The organism is Coprococcus sp. AF99-45, from assembly GCF_027663865.1.
GTDB lineage: Bacteria > Bacillota > Clostridia > Lachnospirales > Lachnospiraceae > Allocoprococcus > Allocoprococcus comes.
Genome location: NZ_JAQDGZ010000003.1, coordinates 32,805 through 50,630 on the forward strand (window position 1 = coordinate 32,805; position 17,826 = coordinate 50,630).

The following is a 17,826-nucleotide window of genomic DNA, read 5'->3' on the forward strand; positions in this document are numbered from 1 at the left end:
ATATGCAGATAAAGAGGATAGCTCTTGGAGGAATCATCATGACTGTTATCATGTTCGGTGGGTGTAGCACAACAGTCCAGAACCTGGCAATCGGGGAAGAAAAAACGCTGGAAACAGGAAAAACAGAGCAAGAGAGCGTGACAGAGAAGGATATAAATATGAATGAAAAAGAAAGTTTTAATGCAGAGAGTAATATAAATGATGTTATCCATGATTCAGCTTTCGATGATTATGGCAGACTCATATTTCCGGTAGATATGGAAATAGAGGACAATCTGAAATTAAAAGACGTCAGCTCTATTTTACCGTGGTACAGCGAAGTCAACACCGATAAAACAGTAGAAATCGTAAATTATATGAAAAATCAGGCAATGAATGGTGAGCAGATTTTTTATCCAATATACAGTGAAGAAGAAATGCAGGCAGATGCGGATAAAAAGGATACAGGTTTATTTTTCTTTCGGGGAAATGCAGGAGCAAAAACAACGATTATCAATGCAGGAGGAGGCTTTGTATATGTAGCCGGAATACATGATAGCTTTCCTCATGCCTTAGAATTGTCAAAGAAAGGCTATAATGCATTTGCTCTTATTTATCGTCCGGGAGCACAGACTGCCTGTGAGGATCTTGCCAGAGCAATTGCGTTTTTACATGAAAATGCAGAGAAACTACAGATTGATATGACGGATTATTCTCTCTGGGGTGGCTCAGCAGGAGCAAGGATGGCGGCCTGGCTTGGTTCTTATGGAACAGCTTACTTTGGAGAAAAAGAATATCCTGTACCGGCTGCGGTGATTATGCAGTATACAGGACTTTCCCAGGTGACAGGAATGGAGCCGCCAACCTATGCCTGTGTCGGAACAAGTGACGGAATTGCATCACACAGAAGTATGGAAAATTATATTTCCCAGATACAACAAAATGGCCCAAATACAAAAATAGAAGTATTTAAAGGCCTTTCTCATGGATTTGGATTGGGAGAGGGGACTGTAGCAGAAGGATGGATTGATCGTGCAATATCTTTCTGGGAAGACAATATGAATGCTTTAGATAAGAGGTAGGATATGAAAAATAAACGATTTACAGCAAAAATATTGATAGATATAGGAATGACGATATGTTTGCTTCTTCTTATGCCATATAGTCTGCTCAGCGAGACTGCACATGAGTGGATTGGTATGGCGATGCTTGTGCTTTTTATCGCACATCACATGCTGAATCGTAAATGGCTGTTATCTATAGGAAAAGGAAAATATAACGCATTCAGAGTTATTCAGACCGTACTGGTTATCATCATGTTTATTCTGATGATGGGTTCTATGATAAGTGGAATATTGTTATCTAATTATATATTCAAATGGATAAAGATTTCCGGAACATATATGACAGCCAGACAGATACATATGTTTTGCGCATACTGGGGACTGGTGGTGATGTCATTACATCTCGGATTTCATTGGAATATAGCGGTAGCAATGGCAGGACGATTATGGAAAAGTCCATCCATTATCAGAAAATGGGTGGCAAGATTTGTTGCAGTCGTAATTGCAGGTTATGGTTTATATGCATTTTACAGGAGACAGATAGGAGATTATCTGATTATGAGGATGCATTTTGTATTTTATGATTATGAAAAGGGGATCTTTCCTTTTCTGCTGGATTATCTGGCAGTAATGATATTGATTGCATTTATTGGATATTATAGTGGAGTGTTTCTAAAGAAAACAGGTAAGAGCAAACGAAAAGGTTCATACTGAAAGAAGGTGGTGTATTTATGGAAAAGCGGAAATTAGTACTTACAATTATTGGAGTTGTTATTTTAGCAATGGTAATCATGGTATATATCTATTTTTCAAAACCTGACAGGGATGAAAAGAAGAATCAACAAACAATAAACCAGGTACAGACCGTACAGCAGAAGACAGATGAGAAAAAAGAAAATACAGAAAAAAATACATCCGGAGATGAATTGGAAAATGTTACGCCGGGAAGCGAAGAATACCGGGGCTTCCTCCTGGATAATGTTCTTCATTCTCCAAATGAAGGGGACATTCATTACAATGTATATATTTCGGATGCATATGACGGGACAAAGGAATATGCACTATATGTAACATTACCCGGATATCAGGGATTATATTTTCAGGGCGTGGGAGAAAATATCCGGACAGAAGATTTTGGATTTGAAGCACAGAAGTATATTACCGATATGATTATTGTAGCTCCACAGTTAAATGACTGGGGACAGACATCAGCAGATCAGACAATTGAACTGACACAGTATTTTCTGACGCATTATATTATTAATCCATCGAAAGTATATATTAATGGTTATTCCGGAGGAGGAGAAACCCTGTCACTGGTATTGGCAAAGCAGCCGGAATTATATACAGCGGCACTTATGTGCAGCTCTCAGTGGGATGGTGCATATGAGCCGGTTGTGGAGATGAAAACGCCGGTATATTTTGTGATTGGCGAAAGCGACGAATACTATGGATCAGAACCTTTTAAAGAGGCATACCAGCAGATACATGAGCTTTACAAAGAACAGGGATTATCGGAATCAGAGATTGATAAACTGGTGGTACTGGATGTAAAAGATAAAGATTACTTTGAAGGAACACCGGTCACTTATCAGCATGGCGGCGGCTATCTGTTTTGTCGTGACAAAGAAATTATGGGATGGCTGTTCAATCAGTAAGAACCAGAATAAACCGAAAGGTTAAGACTGAAAAACTTATCGAAACTTCTCAAAGGAATCTATCAGTTTTATAGTATGAATGTAAGATGAATGAAAGAAAACAAGGAGGATACGACAATGGAATATGTTTCATTAAATAATGGTGTAAAAATGCCAATACTGGGATATGGCGTATATCAGGTAACAAAAGAGGAATGTGAAAGATGTGTGCTTGATGCTTTAAAAGTTGGATACCGGGCGATTGATACAGCACAGAGTTATTTTAATGAGGAAGAGGTTGGGAATGCAATCCAAAAGTCAGGCATTCCAAGAGAAGAAATCTTCCTTACAACAAAGGTGTGGATTGAACATTATGGATATGAAGAAGCAAAGAAATCAGTTCTTGAATCCATGAAAAAGTTAAAGACAGATTATCTGGATCTGGTATTGCTTCACCAGCCATTTTCAGATGCTTACGGTGCTTACCATGCATTGGAAGATCTGTACGATGAGGGAAAAATCAGAGCAATCGGAATTTCCAACTTTTATGTAGACAGAATGGTTGATTTTGCATCCTTCAACCGCATTAAACCTATGGTAAATCAGGTGGAAACCCACATCTTCAATCAGCAGAAAGAGATGAAGGAATGGGCAGACAAATATGATATCCGGTTAGAAGCATGGGCACCATTCGGTGAGGGCAGAGGAGGCACCTTTGAGAATCCTGTTATCGCAGAGATTGCAGAAAAATATCAGAAGACTCCGGCACAGGTTATGCTTCGCTGGCATATTCAGAGAGGGGTAGTGGTTATTCCGAAATCAACACACATTGAGAGAATGGAAGAAAACTTTAATGTTTTTGATTTCACACTTTCTGATGAAGATATGAAGACTATTGCAGAACTGGACAAGAAGACAAGCTCCTTCTTCTCGCATCAGGATCCGAATATGGTGGAATGGTTCGTGAAGATGGTTGAGGAAAGAAAAAAGAATAATGACAGTTCAAAAGAAAAAAGAAACTGGTAAGCATAAGAGGAAAAATCAATGAAAGTATTACTTGTCAATGGAAGTCCACACAAAAATGGCTGTACTTATACAGCTCTTTGTGAAGTATCCAGTGCATTAAATGAAAATGGCATAAGTACAGATATTTTCTGGATTGGAAATAAGCCGATTTCAGGATGTATTGCCTGCAGAAAATGTCAGGAAAAAAATAAATGCATCCTGGATGATATTGTGAATGAATTTCTGGAAATAGCAGGGGATTATGACGGATTCGTATTTGGAACTCCGGTACACTGGGGTGGTGCAGGCGGTGCAATCACATCCTTTATGGACAGAGTCTTTTATGCCGATTTAAACGGTGGCGGCGACAGATTCCGCCTGAAACCTGCCGCTGTGGTAATTTCAGCAAGAAGGGCCGGAACAACGGCCACATGGGATCAGGTAAATAAATATTTTGGTCTGATGCAGATGCCGATTATCACATCGAGATATTGGAATATGGTACATGGGACGAATCCGGATGAAGTAAAACAGGATCTCGAAGGAATGCAGGTTATGCAGATCCTTGGAAACAATATGGCATATTTCATTAACTGTAAAAATGTTGCGACAAAAATGGGAATTGAAATGCCAAAGGCACCGGATTTTGTATTTACCAATTTCATCCGATAGAAATTAGCGTGACAAACATTTTATACGACAGGAGGTGACCTTAGAATGAAAACAAAGAAAATAGCAGCAGTACTCTTAACATGCATCGTGACAATCGGTTTGATGGCAGGATGTGGAGCAAGCAATACAAACCAGTCTGCTTCTAATAATGAAAGCCAGTCTACAAGTACAAACCAGTCTGGAAATGAAAAAACATTGGTTGTATATTATTCAGCTTCAGGAAATACAAAAGATGTTGCTGAAAAGATAGCAAAAATTACAGAGGCAGATCTGTTTGAAATAGAGCCTGTGGAGCCATATACAGATGATGACCTTGACTGGACAGATGATGACAGCCGGGTGTCAAGAGAACATGATGATGAGAGCTTAAGAGATGTGGAACTGGTGTCTACAACAGTTGATAACTGGGATTCATATGATACGGTATACATTGGCTATCCTAAAATGGAGTACAGTTTATAGTAGTGTATAGCGTGTACCAAGTTATAATTATGGGGTTGAAAATAACAGTATACACAGATAATGTGGAAAAATGTGTATGACGTTTATATAGAAAATAACATTGAAAAAGAAATTCAAGAATGGGTAAATTCATTAAATTTAAAATAGAATAATAATTACATGAGTGACAGAAGATAAGAATCTGAATTCCCTGTCACTTTTATATTATTTGATAAGAAAAAAGAACTGGTTTATATCCGATAAGAATATAGACTGGTTCTTATTTTTAATATGCTATTATATACACAGGGAGTCGGGGAATGTCGAACTATAGCAAGCCGGAAAAGAAAGCATTGATATCGGTATGAAAGAGTTTTGCAAGTGCAACTAATTCAGATGCCTTAATGTTCATGCGATTTGTTTCCAGTTTGGCATAGGTACTTTTGGTGATGGAGATACCCATAAGATTTAATTTTGCAACTACTTGGTCTTGAGTCATATTGTTTTTATATCGAATTGCTTGGATATTTTTACCAATATCCATATCTGGTCTAATCTTTTGCATAATGATGAACTCCCCTTATAAAATAAAAAGATTCGTAATACAGAAATATATATATTGATTCTAAAGAATTTAAATTTTATAATGTTTCGTAATAAGGAATTATTTTTAACAGGAAGAGGTAAAAGTATAATGGATGTGGAGATGGAAAAGAGAAAATTTTTAAATCTATGTGGCAAAAGAGATCGAGCATTATTGTCAGGTGAAAAAAGAATGACATTGGGGGATATGGAACGATTGACATATCTGACAGAATTTTTTGAACTGGAGAACTATGGAATCGCCTTATGGAAAGAATTTGGTGATGATGTAAAAGAGCCATTTGAAGCGATGATGAAAATGTTAGATGAGCCGGAGTGCATAGAAGATCGATGGCTTGATGACGAAGCAAAAGGGGAAAAGTGGTTGTTAGAATTTCAGGAACTGGCATTAACGGAAGAATACAGGGAATGGATTCGAAATTATATCGATAAAAAATATGAAGAAAGAGGATTACCATATCCGACAGGAGCAGACTTCGATTAAGAGGTCTGCTTTTTTCTGGTCTTTTGGGAGGTGATAAGAGGTGGAAGTAAGTATTTATGAACTCTTGGCGGCAGCAAGAGAATCGGCTAAATCTGATTATATAAAAGGGGACAGCATTTTGTGTGAGAAGAGATTTCATCCAGATACCCATTACATGGTAGAAATGGAGCTGTTAGGAAATGATAACAAGCTGGGAGAAAAGGGGAATTACATACGAAAGTTTCTGACAGAACCGGAGTATCTTCCCATTTTACAAAAGCAGGAAAAACACCTCATAAAAATAAAAAGACAGGCGATTGTTCAAAAAGGAACATTGCGATATATCCCTCCCCCGGACAGGCTGGACCGCCGCCGGGAGAGGGATATTTTATAATCGGCTGCGAAGGAACAGTAGTGTTCCTCTGGCGATAGTGGTATAAAAAAGCCAGATTTTCCGCAGGTTTTGGGACGCTGGAACATGGAAAAGTGTTCACGAATGGCACTTTTGCAACAATCCGTTGCAGCAGTGAAAGCATTTTTGACCTTACGTTAAACAGAAAAATGAAAGGGTGTGATTGTGATAATCATAGGAATTGATCATGGCTATTATGCCATTAAAACAAGACAAGTGTCTTTCCCAAGTGGAATTATTGGGTATGATTACGAGCCGTATACCATGCAGAATGTTCTGCAATATCAAGGAAAGTATTATGTCTGCGGTACGGGAAGACAGACGCTGGTAAAAAATAAAACGTCAAATGATAATTATTATCTGCTGACGTTGGCAGCCATTGCAGAAGAAATCAAGCATCGGAAAGCGGAACGAAAGACAGAGGTAATTCTGGCTGTCGGACTTCCGCTTTCAAGTTTTGGAAGAGAGAAACAGGGATTCAGGGAGTATCTGTTGCGGAAAGAGCAGCCAGTGCGATTTTTATATGAAAGTGAGTTATATGAGATAACAATAAAAGATGTGAAACTGTTCCCACAGGGATACTCTGCGCTTGCTCTGCATCCAGAGTATCTGAAGAATGAACCGTCTGTTCTGCTTGTTGATATTGGTGGCTGGACCGTTGACCTTATGAGGCTGGACAATGCTGTTCCGAATGCAGCAACGTGCAGAAGTCTGGAACTTGGAGTAATCCGATGTATTGATGAGACAGCAGAACAAGTGCGTAGAAATACCGGACTGTCTGTGACAGAAACTCAAATTGAGCGTGTGCTTCGGAGGGAATCTTGCAGTATGGCAGAGGAGGCCAGACGGATCATACAGGAAAACGGACGGAAATATATAGAAAGAATACTGTCTGCGGTGACAGAATCCGGGTTTGATCTCCGGGCAGTACCCACCGTATTTATGGGGGGAGGCTCCGCAATTTTAAAACGCCACGTGACCGCACAGGACGCGATTTGCCGCCCCGTTTTTATAGAGGACGTCCATGCCAACGCAACAGGGTATGAACGGATTGTAGAGCAGATGTGGACGAGATGACACGCCCGGTATATTCGTTCCGCCCGAACCTGAAAAATCCAGAACACCAGAGGGCATGGGAGAAATTTCAAAGTGTTCCAGAAGGGCAGAAAAGCCAGTATCTGGTTCAGGCAATTCTGGAAAAAGAGGATCGGAAATGGATGGAAGAAGTCATTCAAAAGACGATAAAAGAAAGTGTTCGGGAATTAGGAATATGTGGCACTACGGAACAATCGACAACGAAACTATCATCGGAAGAAATACCAGATCAGATGATGGATTTTCTATCTCAAATGGAAAATTTGTAAAGGGGGTGAGGCCTATGATTGCACGATACATACATTGTTGGATCTGCTAGGGGTAAGGCAAGAAATGCATCGATATCTTTGGTGGGTATTGTGAATAGCTTTCCATGCGGCTTTGGAGTATGTTGTGTGTAGCAAAAGTGAAAGGAGAAAGGTTATGGCAGAGATGAAAAATATCTGCGGAAAGATCCCGATGGACTTACATGAGAAAGTAAGAGAAGAGATTGAACTCACAGAAAGCAGCACACAAAAATTTTTACAACAGGTCATTGAAGAACATTTCAACAGAGTGGAAGGAAAAGGAGAAATAAGCATGGGAGCAGTAAGAACAGTAGCAGTACAGGTATCAGAGGAATTATTCCAGAGATTAAAAGTAGTCATCGGAAAGAAACACATGAAACAGAAAGACTTCTTAATTCAGATTATAGAAGAAGCACTGGAAAAGGTAGAGGTCGAATGGCAAAGCAAAGAGCAGCCTGAAGAATCCGAACAGACAACTGGAGAATTGGGAACAGAAGAAACTCAACCGGAAGAAAGAACTGAGCCGGAAAGGGAAAGTGAACCAGAAGAGGAAGCCGAACCGGATGGAGAAAGTGAACCGAAAGAGGAAAACAAACCAGAAGGGGAAAGTGAACCGGAAGAGGAAACTGAACCAGAAGGAGAGACTGATCCGGAAGAATCCAAAGCAGAAGAACCAACAGAATGGTAACCAATTGATACAGAATAACGAAGGGCGGTATGAGAGATCATGCCGCCTGTTTTTATCAGCAAAAAGGAGGTTGATAGCCGCAACCATTCAATTTTTTGATCTCTTTAGCGGAATCGGGGGATTTCGTGAAGGCTTAAGACGGGCAGGAAACTTTGTCTGTGTCGGACATTGCGAGGTGGATACTTATGCGGATAAGAACTACCGATTGCTGTTTGATACGGAAGGGGAGTGGTATTGTAATGACGCAAGAACAATCGAACCAGAACGAATGCCAGATTTTGATTTACTCTGTGCAGGATTTCCTTGCCAGGCATTCTCTATCGCCGGAAAGCGAGAAGGATTTGCAGATGCAAGAGGAACTCTCTTTTTTGAAATTGCCCGGATTCTTGAAGTTAAAAGACCCTCGTATTTTATCCTTGAAAATGTTCCCGGTTTGTTATCGCATGACAAAGGCCGGACGTTTTGCACCATCCTCAGTACGCTTTCTGAACTGGGGTACCATGTCGAATGGAAAGTGCTTAACAGCAAGGATTTCGGAGTCCCCCAAGCAAGAAAACGGGTGTATATTGTCGGATATCTTGATTTCCGATGTGCCGGAAAAGTATTACCTGAACCAGAAACAAATGGAGCAGCTCTTGTTCAAATCCGGGCAGGAAGTCAGGGAAAAAGAGTCTACAGTCCAAAAGGATTAAGCTGTACCCTGACATCACAGGCAGGTGGAATGGGCGGCAAGACAGGATTATATGATGTAGGTGTTCCAATCAAAGAGAATACAAAACTCGGCTACAAACTTGCAAGAGAAGGGGACAGCATCGATCTGGGCTATGCGAATCTCAACAGCAGGAGAGGAAGAGTCGGACACCAGATTGCACATACCCTGACAACAGGTGTTCAACAGGGAACGCTGCACTTTGTCGATCTTTCACCGCCGCCGGTGGTAACGGAAGAATGCAGAAGCCTGAACACCAGACAATGCGGTGTCCACAAATATAAAGGAGAATGTTCCGGTGTATTAGCAGAGGATGGAGCAAGAGCAGTCTTAACACCAGCAAAAGAAAATGTCCGGCAGAACGGCAGACGCATGAAGGAACCGGAAGAACCAATGTTCACGATTACTGCAACAGATCGTCATGGCATCTTGTATCACGGAAGAATACGCAGACTGGTTCCAAGAGAGTGTCTGCGTCTGCAGGGATATTATGACTGGCAGATCGATAAGATCATAGACTGCACATCGGATGCGCAGCTATATAAACAGGCTGGGAACGGGGTAACTGTTAATGTTATCGAGGCAATTGGAAGAATGTTACAAAAGGCAGACTCCGAACTGAATGCACAGAAAGTGTCTGAGAAAGGAATCCATTAGGAATGATCGACATAAAAGATCAGTTCTTTGGCACAGAAATCGAGATGACAGGAATTACCAGACAACGTGCTGCGGAAGTTGTTGCTGAAATGTTTGGAACAGAAGCATATTATGACGGTACTACTTACGGAATCTGGTCAGTAATAGATTTGGAAGGAAAAAAGTGGAAATTTATGTCTGATGGAAGCATTTATACACAACGGAAAGTATACGGTCGAATTGTAGATGCAAGTGGAGAATATTCAACAGAAATGGTATCTCCGAAATTATCCTATGATGAAATGGGAAAGTTACAGGAAGTAGTACGCTGTCTGCGACAGCATGGAGGTTTTGTAAATGAGTCCTGTGGTCAGCATGTTCATGTAGATGCGGCGAACCATACACCGCAGAGTCTGAAAAATGCGCTAACCATTATGTACGCAAAGGAAGATATCCTGTTCAAAGCATTAAAAGTGCAGGAAAGAAGAGCAAATAGTTATTGCCAGAGGGTGCGACCGGATGTATTGGAGAAAATCCGAAAAATACCAAATAGATCAATCACTATGGACCGGGTAAGAAATGTCTGGTATGGAGGCAGGGATGGAAGTCATACCCATTATGATCATACCCGTTATTATGCTCTAAATCTTCATGCTGTGTTTTCCAAGGGAACTTTGGAATGGCGCTGTTTTGAAAGCACACTACATGCAGGAAAGGTAAGAGCGAACATTACACTGGCACTTGCGATTTCCGCACAGGCGATCAATCAGAGATCCACCCAGATGAAAAAGACACCGATCTCAGAAAACCCGGCGTTTACATTCCGAACGTTTTTGTTGCGGCTCGGATTAATCGGAGAAGAATATAAAAATGTACGGAAACATCTGCTGGCAAATCTGGAAGGTGATCTGGCATGGAGATACGACAAAAGCACGTATGAGTGCCTGAAGAAAAAACAAAGGACGGAAGACGTCAGATCGAGGTGAGAAAAATAGAAGAGAGATATTATTTTGCATATGGCAGTAACATGAACCTGGGGCAGATGAGATTCCGCTGTCCGGATGCTGAAGTGGTTGGAAATGTCCGGCTGGAAGATTACCGGCTGGCATTCCGTGGCAGAGCTCCGGGAAATGGCGTTGCAACTGTGCTTCCGGAAAAAGGAAGCTATGTGGATGGAGTCTTATGGAAGATCACAGAAGCTTGTGAAAAGAATCTGGATTTTTATGAAGGATTTCCGAATTTTTATGGGAAAGAAACCATTCAGGTAAAGGATCAGGCTGGAACTGCAAGGGAAGTATTCGTATACACGATGAACTCCCCTCATAAGGATGTTCCGGCAAGACCATCGAAATTTTATCTGGATGGAATTCTGGAAGGATGTCTGGAAAATGATTTGCCGACAAAGGCAGTGATGGATGCAGTAAAACGCACCAGACAGGAAATGAAAAAAGCAGAAAAGCAATATACAAGATAAATGTTACCGCAGAGGGAGAGCCTTCTGCGGTATTTTAGTGAACAATGTATTTATTATCAGAAAGGAAACACACATGAAGGTGAAGAATTTAAAAACCAGAATCGCAGCCTTTGGACTGGCTGTCCTGATGGGCGTCAGTACCTTAAGTAGTGCCAATGCGTTTGCTGCCGAACAGACGGATGTGGGGCAGGAGGTACAGGCATCCGAACAGGCGGTTACGAGTCAGAAAGAAAAGGCAGTTACGGCAGACGATATCACGAAAGAGATTTCGGATGAAACATTTGCAGCGGAAACCAGTATGGAAGGAATCCATTATGATGCAGAAAAAGAGGATGTTACGCTTATCAGCATCCAAGATGAAAATGGTGGGGAATACCATCCGGACAAAGCAGGAACATATATTGCCTCTTACATGGTTGTACCAAAGGATCAGAGTGACAGCTACATCATCAGCCGAAAGGTGATCCTGACGGATACGGAAGGTCAGGCACATGCACAGGACAATGGTGGGGAAAAGCAAAAATCAGATACAAAATCTGAAGATGATTCGGACTCGCCTGTGCAGAACTATACCGATGTAGAAATCGAGGCATCCGGGGAAGATGCATCTGCACAGGCAATCGAAGAATTCAAAGAGGATATTGAAGAAGGAAATGTCATGGTACTGTCTGCGGCTGAAAGAGCCACAAGCAGCGGTTCAACAGTCACACTGACAAAAGGAAGAACGATCTATTATCCAAGTTATCTTGGAAATTATCTTACTTGTCTGTTTACCGTAAACGGAAAGATCGCATACTGTCTCCAGTCTCAGAAAGCATCCCCACCGAGTGGAAGTTATGTGGCACAGGTATTGGACAGTAACAAGAATCTGCAGAAAGTCCTTTACTATGGCTATGGCGGGGCAGGAGATCTGACAGGAAGTTATCTGTCCGGGAAATCAGAGGATGAAAAGTATGTGTATACGCATATTGCAGCCAGCTACGCTTACGCAGGAGAAGCCGGATTTACCGGATGTAATTATAATGACCTTGTAAATGCAGGGGTTATCGCATATATCAATTATCTGTTCGGACAGGAAGAACCGCCAAAAGGTGAACTGAGCTTTTCAAGCACAAAGCTGAATGCAGTACGGGATGGAAACATCCAGAAAACACCAAATATCACACTGTCTGGAGATCACAGAAACTATGTGACACTCAGTGTGCCGGAAAATGTGACTGCACATAATCTTTCTAAAGGAACAAGTGTTACAAATGGAAAAATCCAGATTTATGGTGGAGATACATTCTATCTGTCTGCGGATTTATTACTGACAGGCAGTTATGCTTCCGGCAGCTTATATGGTTCTGTCGGAAAGACATGGAGAACGCTGGTGCTGACAACCGGAGATTCCAAGCAGGATATCGGTGTATTTGAAAGCGAAACAGCAGCTCCGGTAAGTTTCAGTGTACAGTGGCTGAATATGACACGCATTGAGTTGACGAAGAAAGATATCAATACACAGAACCCACTATCTGGAGCAGTTTACGGTATTTACACCGATAAGAAGTGCGAAAATCTGCTAATGACGATGACTGCAACCGGAACAGACGGAAAAGCAGTCAGCGATTATTTTGATGCCGCACTCAAAACTGTGTATGTAAAAGAAGTGACTGCACCGACCGGATATAAACGGAATCAGGAAGTCTATCAAGTGGATGTTGCAGCCGGTAAGACATTGACGGTAACAGCAACGGATGAGAGGGTCACTGGAAAAGTAAAGATTGCAAAGATTGATAAGGAAACATTTGCATTCCAGCCACAGGGAGACGGCGCTCTTCGAGGTGCTGTGTATGGTCTGTATGCCAAAGAAGATATCGTGCATCCGGATGGCACAACAGGGGTTCTGTATAAACAGGACAGCCTGATCGCGCAGGGAGTCATCGGAGATGATGGAACACTGGAGTTTTCAGAATTATACCTTGGAGAAATGTATGTAAAAGAAATCACTCCACCGGAAGGATATACACTGGATACTACAAAATATGAAGTATCCGTAACTTATGAAGGTCAGGATGTTGCAGAAGTGACAAGAGAGCTTACGGTAAAAGAGCAGGTAAAGAAACAGGCATTCCAGTTGATCAAAGTCAGTGAAGATGGAGAGCAGACAGAAACAGACCTGGTTGCAGGCGCAGGATTTAAGGTATATCTGATCAGCGACCTGACACAGGTGAAAAATGGGAAACTGAAACCGTCCAATGGAGAAAGCTACACGGCAAGTGATTTCAAGAATTATGACTTCAGCAAAGAGCAGGTGGCAGTCACCTATGAGAATGGAACAGCTGTACCAGTGCCGGAACTGATCACGGATACAAAAGGATATGCAGTCAGCCCGGAACTGCCGTATGGAAGTTATGTTGTAGTGGAAAGCACTACCCCGGAGAATCTGAAAACCATTGATCCATTTGTTGTAAATGTGGAAAATGACAGCAGAGAACCAATGCAGTGGAGAGTATTTGATGACCGTCCGTTTGAATTCTTGTTGAAAATTGTAAAGAAGGATGCACAGACTGGAAATACGGTTTTAAAGGCCGGAGCATCTTATAAGATTTACGATGTGACAAATAAGAAATATGTGGAACAGGTTGTTCAGTATCCGAAGAAAGAAAAGATCAGTGTATTCGAAACAAACGAGGAAGGATATCTGATCACACCACAGGAACTGAAGTGCTCTACCTACCGAATCGAAGAAGTGAAAGCACCGGAAGGATTTGTAAGACAGGGAAGCGAAGAGTCCCTGTATGATGGAACAACGATTATTTCACCATTAGAGCAGACTACAAAAGGAACATATAAAGAAAATCCACAGAGCGGTATTGTAATTACAGTATCCTCAAACACTGCACATCAGATTGATCCAGATACAGGAGCAGCGATTGTAGAGGTAGAACAGAAAAACGATGAACAGGTAGGAAGCCTGCTCCTGACGAAAAAGGGAGAACAGCTTACCGAAGTAACAGGAGATTCTGTTCTGGCAAAAGTAAAAGCACTGGTCTCTAAAGTAAGAAATGCTGTATCTGGTAAAGAAGAAACAGGTATCTATAAAGACTTTAAATATGAAGAAACCGGAGTAGAAGGTGCCCAGTTTGAAGTATATGCCAAAGATACCATCTATTCACCGGACGGAGCAAAGGACGAAGAAGGAAATCCAGTTGTCCGTTATGAGAAAGATGACCTGGTAGCCAAACTGACTACAGATGAAAATGGAACAGCAGTTATCTACAATCTGCCACTGGGAACGTATTATCTGAAAGAGGTTGTAGCAGGAGAGAATTTTGTCCTGAATACAGAACAGAAAGAATTTACCCTGACAGCAGAGGATGATACACAGGCAGTTGTTTATGAAGGCGTTACCTATAAAAATGAAAGACAGAAAGTTTCCGTATCGGTAGAAAAGAAAGATTCTGTCACAGGAGAAAAGCTGGAAGGTGTTATTTTTGGACTGTATGCTGCGGAAGATATTCTTTCTAATCAGGGAGAGGTTCTCGTAGAGAAAGATACCCTGCTGGAAAAGAAAGCAACAGATACAAAGGGAACACTTACTTTCGACAGTGATCTTCCACATGGAAAATACTATGTCAAAGAGGAAGTCAGAAAAGCCGGATATCTTCCAAATGAAGAAGTATGGAATGTAGATGCAACCTATGAAAATCAGAATCTTGCAAAGATTGAACTGAACAAAGAAGTTGAGAATCAGCCGACAGAAACACGTATTACCAAAACAGATGCAACAACCGGAAATGAGCTGGAAGGAGCAAAACTGCAGGTCATTGATAAAGACGGAACTGTTTTGGAAGAGTGGATCAGTACGAAGGAAGAACATGTCATTTACGGACTGCCGGAAGGAAGTTATACCTTACATGAAGAACTGGCTCCTTATGAAGATGGTTATGTGTCTGCCAGCGATGTGACGTTTGAAGTCAAAGAAGATGGCAGTGTGACAAAGGTTGAGATGAAAGACGAATATTCCAAAGTGGAAATTTCCAAAACAGACATTAGTACAGGGAAAGAACTGGAAGGGGCAAAGCTTCAGATCATCCGCAAAGACGGAACTGTTTTGGAAGAGTGGATTACGGATGGAAAGCCACATTCCGTTGCAAAGCTCCCGGTCAATGAAGAACTTACTCTGCGTGAGATCACAGCGCCGGATGGTTACGAGATTGCGGAAGATGTTACATTCACATTGAAAGATACAATGGAAGTCCAGAAAGTAGAAATGAAAGATGCCAGAACACCGGAGAAAACAAATGCACCAAAAACAGGTGATAACCAGAAAGTATGGCCGTTTGTTCTGCTTGCACTGGCATCTGCAGGAACAGCTACAGGAGTGACTGTATACCGCAGAAAGAAGTCAAAAATGACAGACAACAAAGAAGAAACAGAAGTAAAATAAAATAAAAATTACAGGATAAACCAATCTGACAGGGCAGGAGATGTGCATAAGGCAGCGCCTGCCCTGTCTGTAGATAAGGAGAAGAAAGATGAGACGTTTTTATACAGCAGAATCAGTAACAGAAGGACACCCGGATAAAGTATGCGATCAGATAGCAGATGCAATCTTAGATGAATGTCTGCGTTACGATCCATCTTCGAGAGTGGCGTGTGAAGTCCTTGCTACAAGAGGAAATGTGTTTGTAGCAGGAGAAATCACCAGCGGATATGAACCACCAGTGTTTGATGTGATCCGAAAAGTTTTAGAAGAGTGTGGATATTGTACAGATGGGATAGAAATGGATACGTTTGTACACCAGCAGAGTCCAGATATTGCGAAAGCAGTGAGTGTGTCGAAAGAATTTCGGGATAATATCGGCGCAAAATTAAGAGATAGAAGCAGGGGAGCTGGAGATCAGGGTGTTATGGTCGGATATGCGTGTGATGATACTCCGCAGCTTATGCCAATGCCGACTGTTCTGGCACACCGGATCACACGTGAACTTTCGGCTTGCAGAAGAAGCGGATATATCAAAGATATCTTTTCGGATGGAAAAGCACAGGTAACCGTAGAATATGAAGATGGAAAACCAGTGAGACTGGAAAGTGTTGTTGTTTCCTGCCAGCATGGTGCAGAAAAGAACCTGAAGAAGTTAGATGCCGAGATCAGAGAGAAAGTGCTTCGCTCAGCACTCAGATTACTGCCGCCGGATGAGGATACGAAGATTCTGATCAATCCGTCAGGAAAATTTGTGTGCGGAGGATTTGATGCAGATACCGGACTGACCGGAAGAAAGCTGATGGTGGATACTTATGGCAGTATGGTTCCGCATGGCGGCGGTGCATTTTCGGGAAAAGACTGTTCGAAAGTAGACCGTTCGGCAGCTTATATGGCAAGGTATATCGCCAAAAATATAGTAGCTGCTGAGTTTGCAAGCAAGTGTCAGGTGTCTTTGGCTTATGCAATCGGAGTAGCAGAGCCGGTTATGATTGAGGTAGACACCTTTGGTACAGGAAAAGTGTGTGCGGATGATTGTCTGGCGGCAGCAATCCCACTGGTGTTTGGAGTGACACCCGTTCAGATCATGGAATCCCTTCGACTGAATCGTCCGATTTTCCGTCAGACGGCAGTTTTTGGTCATTTTGGAAGAAAGGAGTTTCCTTGGGAGCGGACGGATAAGGTACTGGCTCTTCAGGACGTAATTCTGTAATGCCCTGGGTAACGGAAGAAGAGATTCAGGCAGCAAAAAATATGACTGCGTATGAGTATTTGCGAACGCATCAGGCACAGCGGCTGCAAAAGACAAGGACTAGAAATGAATGGCAGTTGACGGATCATGACAGTTTTAAAATCAATGAACTGTCCAGCAAATGGCATTGGAAATCTAGAGATATCGGTGGCGTGTCCGCACTGCGGTTCCTGATTGAAGTAGATGGAATGAAATTTACAGATGCCGTAAAACTGTTGTGCGAAGAGAGTCCGTCTTTTATTCCGACACAGGCTGTGGAAAGGGAAAAACTGCCATTTAAGTTGCCGGAGAGGTATTGTAATTGCAGACGAATCAGGGCTTATTTAAACCACAGAGGAATCAGCGATGAAGTGATCACATATTGTATTTCACATGAAATCCTTTATGAAAGTGTCCCGTACCATAACGCTGTTTTTGTTGGGAAAGATGAATCCAGAAAAGCAAGATATGCATTCCTGCGAGGAATCTATGAAAAAAACGGGAAGGGATTCAAGATGGAGCAGACCGGGAGTGAAAAAAAGTACAGCTTTTGCATTCCACCTGAAAGAGAAACAAAGCGAGTTGCCGTATATGAAGCGTGTATTGATGCATTGGCACACATGACACTGGAAGAGGGAAATAGGGATAAATATCGTCTTTCCCTTGGGGGAATCGCTGCTCCGAAAGAAAACGCACAGATACAGAGTGAACGTTTTAAAAAGCCGCCGGACGCACTGGAAGAATTTCTGAAGAATCATCCGGAAATCAAAGAAATTGAAATCTGTACCGATAATGACTTTGCAGGGAGATGGGCGAAAGAACAGATGAAAAAGCATTACGAGGGAACGTATCAGATTATTTGCAATCTGCCGGAAAAAGAAGGGGCAGATTATGCAGACCTTGCGAAAGAAAAAAAGCAGGCAAATAAATGCAGGGACAGACCATTAGAAAGAAGGTGATAG

At 41.8% G+C, this 17,826-nt stretch carries 18 protein-coding genes; 17 read left to right on the forward strand and 1 reads right to left on the reverse strand.

Annotated features, from left to right (window positions below; all coding sequences use genetic code 11):
- Positions 1-2: 2 nt before the first annotated feature.
- From PGR14_RS03210 to PGR14_RS03235, 6 genes are all read left to right on the forward strand, one after another.
- Positions 3-1,061, forward strand: coding sequence for an alpha/beta hydrolase (locus PGR14_RS03210; RefSeq protein ID WP_270222967.1), 1,059 nt, complete (start codon positions 3-5; stop codon positions 1,059-1,061).
- Between the two features lie 3 nt (positions 1,062-1,064).
- Entirely contained in the window at positions 1,065-1,757 is a 693-nt protein-coding gene (locus PGR14_RS03215; RefSeq protein WP_270222968.1) for a DUF4405 domain-containing protein, read from the forward strand.
- Positions 1,758-1,774: 17 nt separating this feature from the next.
- Positions 1,775-2,701 carry a prolyl oligopeptidase family serine peptidase gene (locus PGR14_RS03220; RefSeq protein ID WP_270222969.1) on the forward strand — a complete coding sequence of 309 codons (927 nt, stop codon included), beginning with the start codon at positions 1,775-1,777 and terminating at the stop codon, positions 2,699-2,701.
- 117 nt (positions 2,702-2,818) lie between these two features.
- Positions 2,819-3,706 (forward strand): aldo/keto reductase, encoded by an 888-nt coding sequence (locus tag PGR14_RS03225; protein ID WP_195255959.1) that lies wholly within the window; start codon positions 2,819-2,821, stop codon positions 3,704-3,706.
- An 18-nt stretch (positions 3,707-3,724) separates the two neighbouring features.
- Complete coding sequence (locus tag PGR14_RS03230) at positions 3,725-4,357, forward strand: flavodoxin family protein (protein WP_006427000.1); 633 nt, start codon at positions 3,725-3,727, stop codon at positions 4,355-4,357.
- Between the two features lie 45 nt (positions 4,358-4,402).
- Complete coding sequence (locus tag PGR14_RS03235) at positions 4,403-4,819, forward strand: flavodoxin (protein ID WP_270222970.1); 417 nt, start codon at positions 4,403-4,405, stop codon at positions 4,817-4,819.
- A 307-nt stretch (positions 4,820-5,126) separates the two neighbouring features.
- Here PGR14_RS03235 and PGR14_RS03240 read toward each other — a convergent pair whose 3' ends face one another.
- On the reverse strand, positions 5,127-5,363 hold the full coding sequence (locus tag PGR14_RS03240) for a helix-turn-helix domain-containing protein (protein WP_005341369.1): 237 nt from the start codon (positions 5,361-5,363) through the stop codon (positions 5,127-5,129).
- Positions 5,364-5,573: 210 nt separating this feature from the next.
- Between PGR14_RS03240 and PGR14_RS03245 the strand changes: the two genes are divergently transcribed.
- The 11 genes from PGR14_RS03245 (at position 5,574) to PGR14_RS03295 (ending at position 17,823) form a co-directional block, all read left to right on the forward strand.
- Entirely contained in the window at positions 5,574-5,885 is a 312-nt protein-coding gene (locus PGR14_RS03245) for a hypothetical protein (protein WP_215727210.1), read from the forward strand.
- Between the two features lie 40 nt (positions 5,886-5,925).
- The gene (locus tag PGR14_RS03250; protein ID WP_118198982.1) at positions 5,926-6,258 is read left to right on the forward strand and encodes a DUF5720 family protein; all 333 of its coding nucleotides are present in this window, start codon (positions 5,926-5,928) and stop codon (positions 6,256-6,258) included.
- Between the two features lie 186 nt (positions 6,259-6,444).
- Positions 6,445-7,353, forward strand: coding sequence for a ParM/StbA family protein (locus tag PGR14_RS03255; protein WP_044912250.1), 909 nt, complete (start codon positions 6,445-6,447; stop codon positions 7,351-7,353).
- On the forward strand, positions 7,350-7,640 hold the full coding sequence (locus tag PGR14_RS03260; RefSeq protein ID WP_007884594.1) for a hypothetical protein: 291 nt from the start codon (positions 7,350-7,352) through the stop codon (positions 7,638-7,640). Before PGR14_RS03255 ends, PGR14_RS03260 begins: the two co-directional genes overlap by 4 nt.
- Before the next feature lie 154 nt (positions 7,641-7,794).
- Complete coding sequence (locus PGR14_RS03265) at positions 7,795-8,346, forward strand: hypothetical protein (RefSeq protein ID WP_007884604.1); 552 nt, start codon at positions 7,795-7,797, stop codon at positions 8,344-8,346.
- 70 nt (positions 8,347-8,416) lie between these two features.
- Positions 8,417-9,712, forward strand: coding sequence for a DNA (cytosine-5-)-methyltransferase (gene dcm / locus PGR14_RS03270; RefSeq protein ID WP_118198981.1), 1,296 nt, complete (start codon positions 8,417-8,419; stop codon positions 9,710-9,712).
- A gap of 2 nt (positions 9,713-9,714) precedes the next feature.
- Positions 9,715-10,677 (forward strand): amidoligase family protein, encoded by a 963-nt coding sequence (locus tag PGR14_RS03275; protein ID WP_118198980.1) that lies wholly within the window; start codon positions 9,715-9,717, stop codon positions 10,675-10,677.
- Positions 10,632-11,165: a gamma-glutamylcyclotransferase family protein gene (locus PGR14_RS03280; protein WP_330428619.1), complete on the forward strand. Its 534-nt coding sequence runs from the start codon at positions 10,632-10,634 to the stop codon at positions 11,163-11,165. Before PGR14_RS03275 ends, PGR14_RS03280 begins: the two co-directional genes overlap by 46 nt.
- Positions 11,166-11,238: 73 nt before the next feature.
- Entirely contained in the window at positions 11,239-15,597 is a 4,359-nt protein-coding gene (locus PGR14_RS03285) for a SpaA isopeptide-forming pilin-related protein (protein WP_118198987.1), read from the forward strand.
- Between the two features lie 88 nt (positions 15,598-15,685).
- Positions 15,686-16,846: a methionine adenosyltransferase gene (metK, locus tag PGR14_RS03290; protein ID WP_118198979.1), complete on the forward strand. Its 1,161-nt coding sequence runs from the start codon at positions 15,686-15,688 to the stop codon at positions 16,844-16,846.
- Positions 16,846-17,823 (forward strand): DUF3991 and TOPRIM domain-containing protein, encoded by a 978-nt coding sequence (locus PGR14_RS03295; protein ID WP_004614519.1) that lies wholly within the window; start codon positions 16,846-16,848, stop codon positions 17,821-17,823. The genes metK and PGR14_RS03295 overlap by 1 nt, the downstream gene beginning before the upstream one ends.
- Positions 17,824-17,826: the final 3 nt, after the last annotated feature.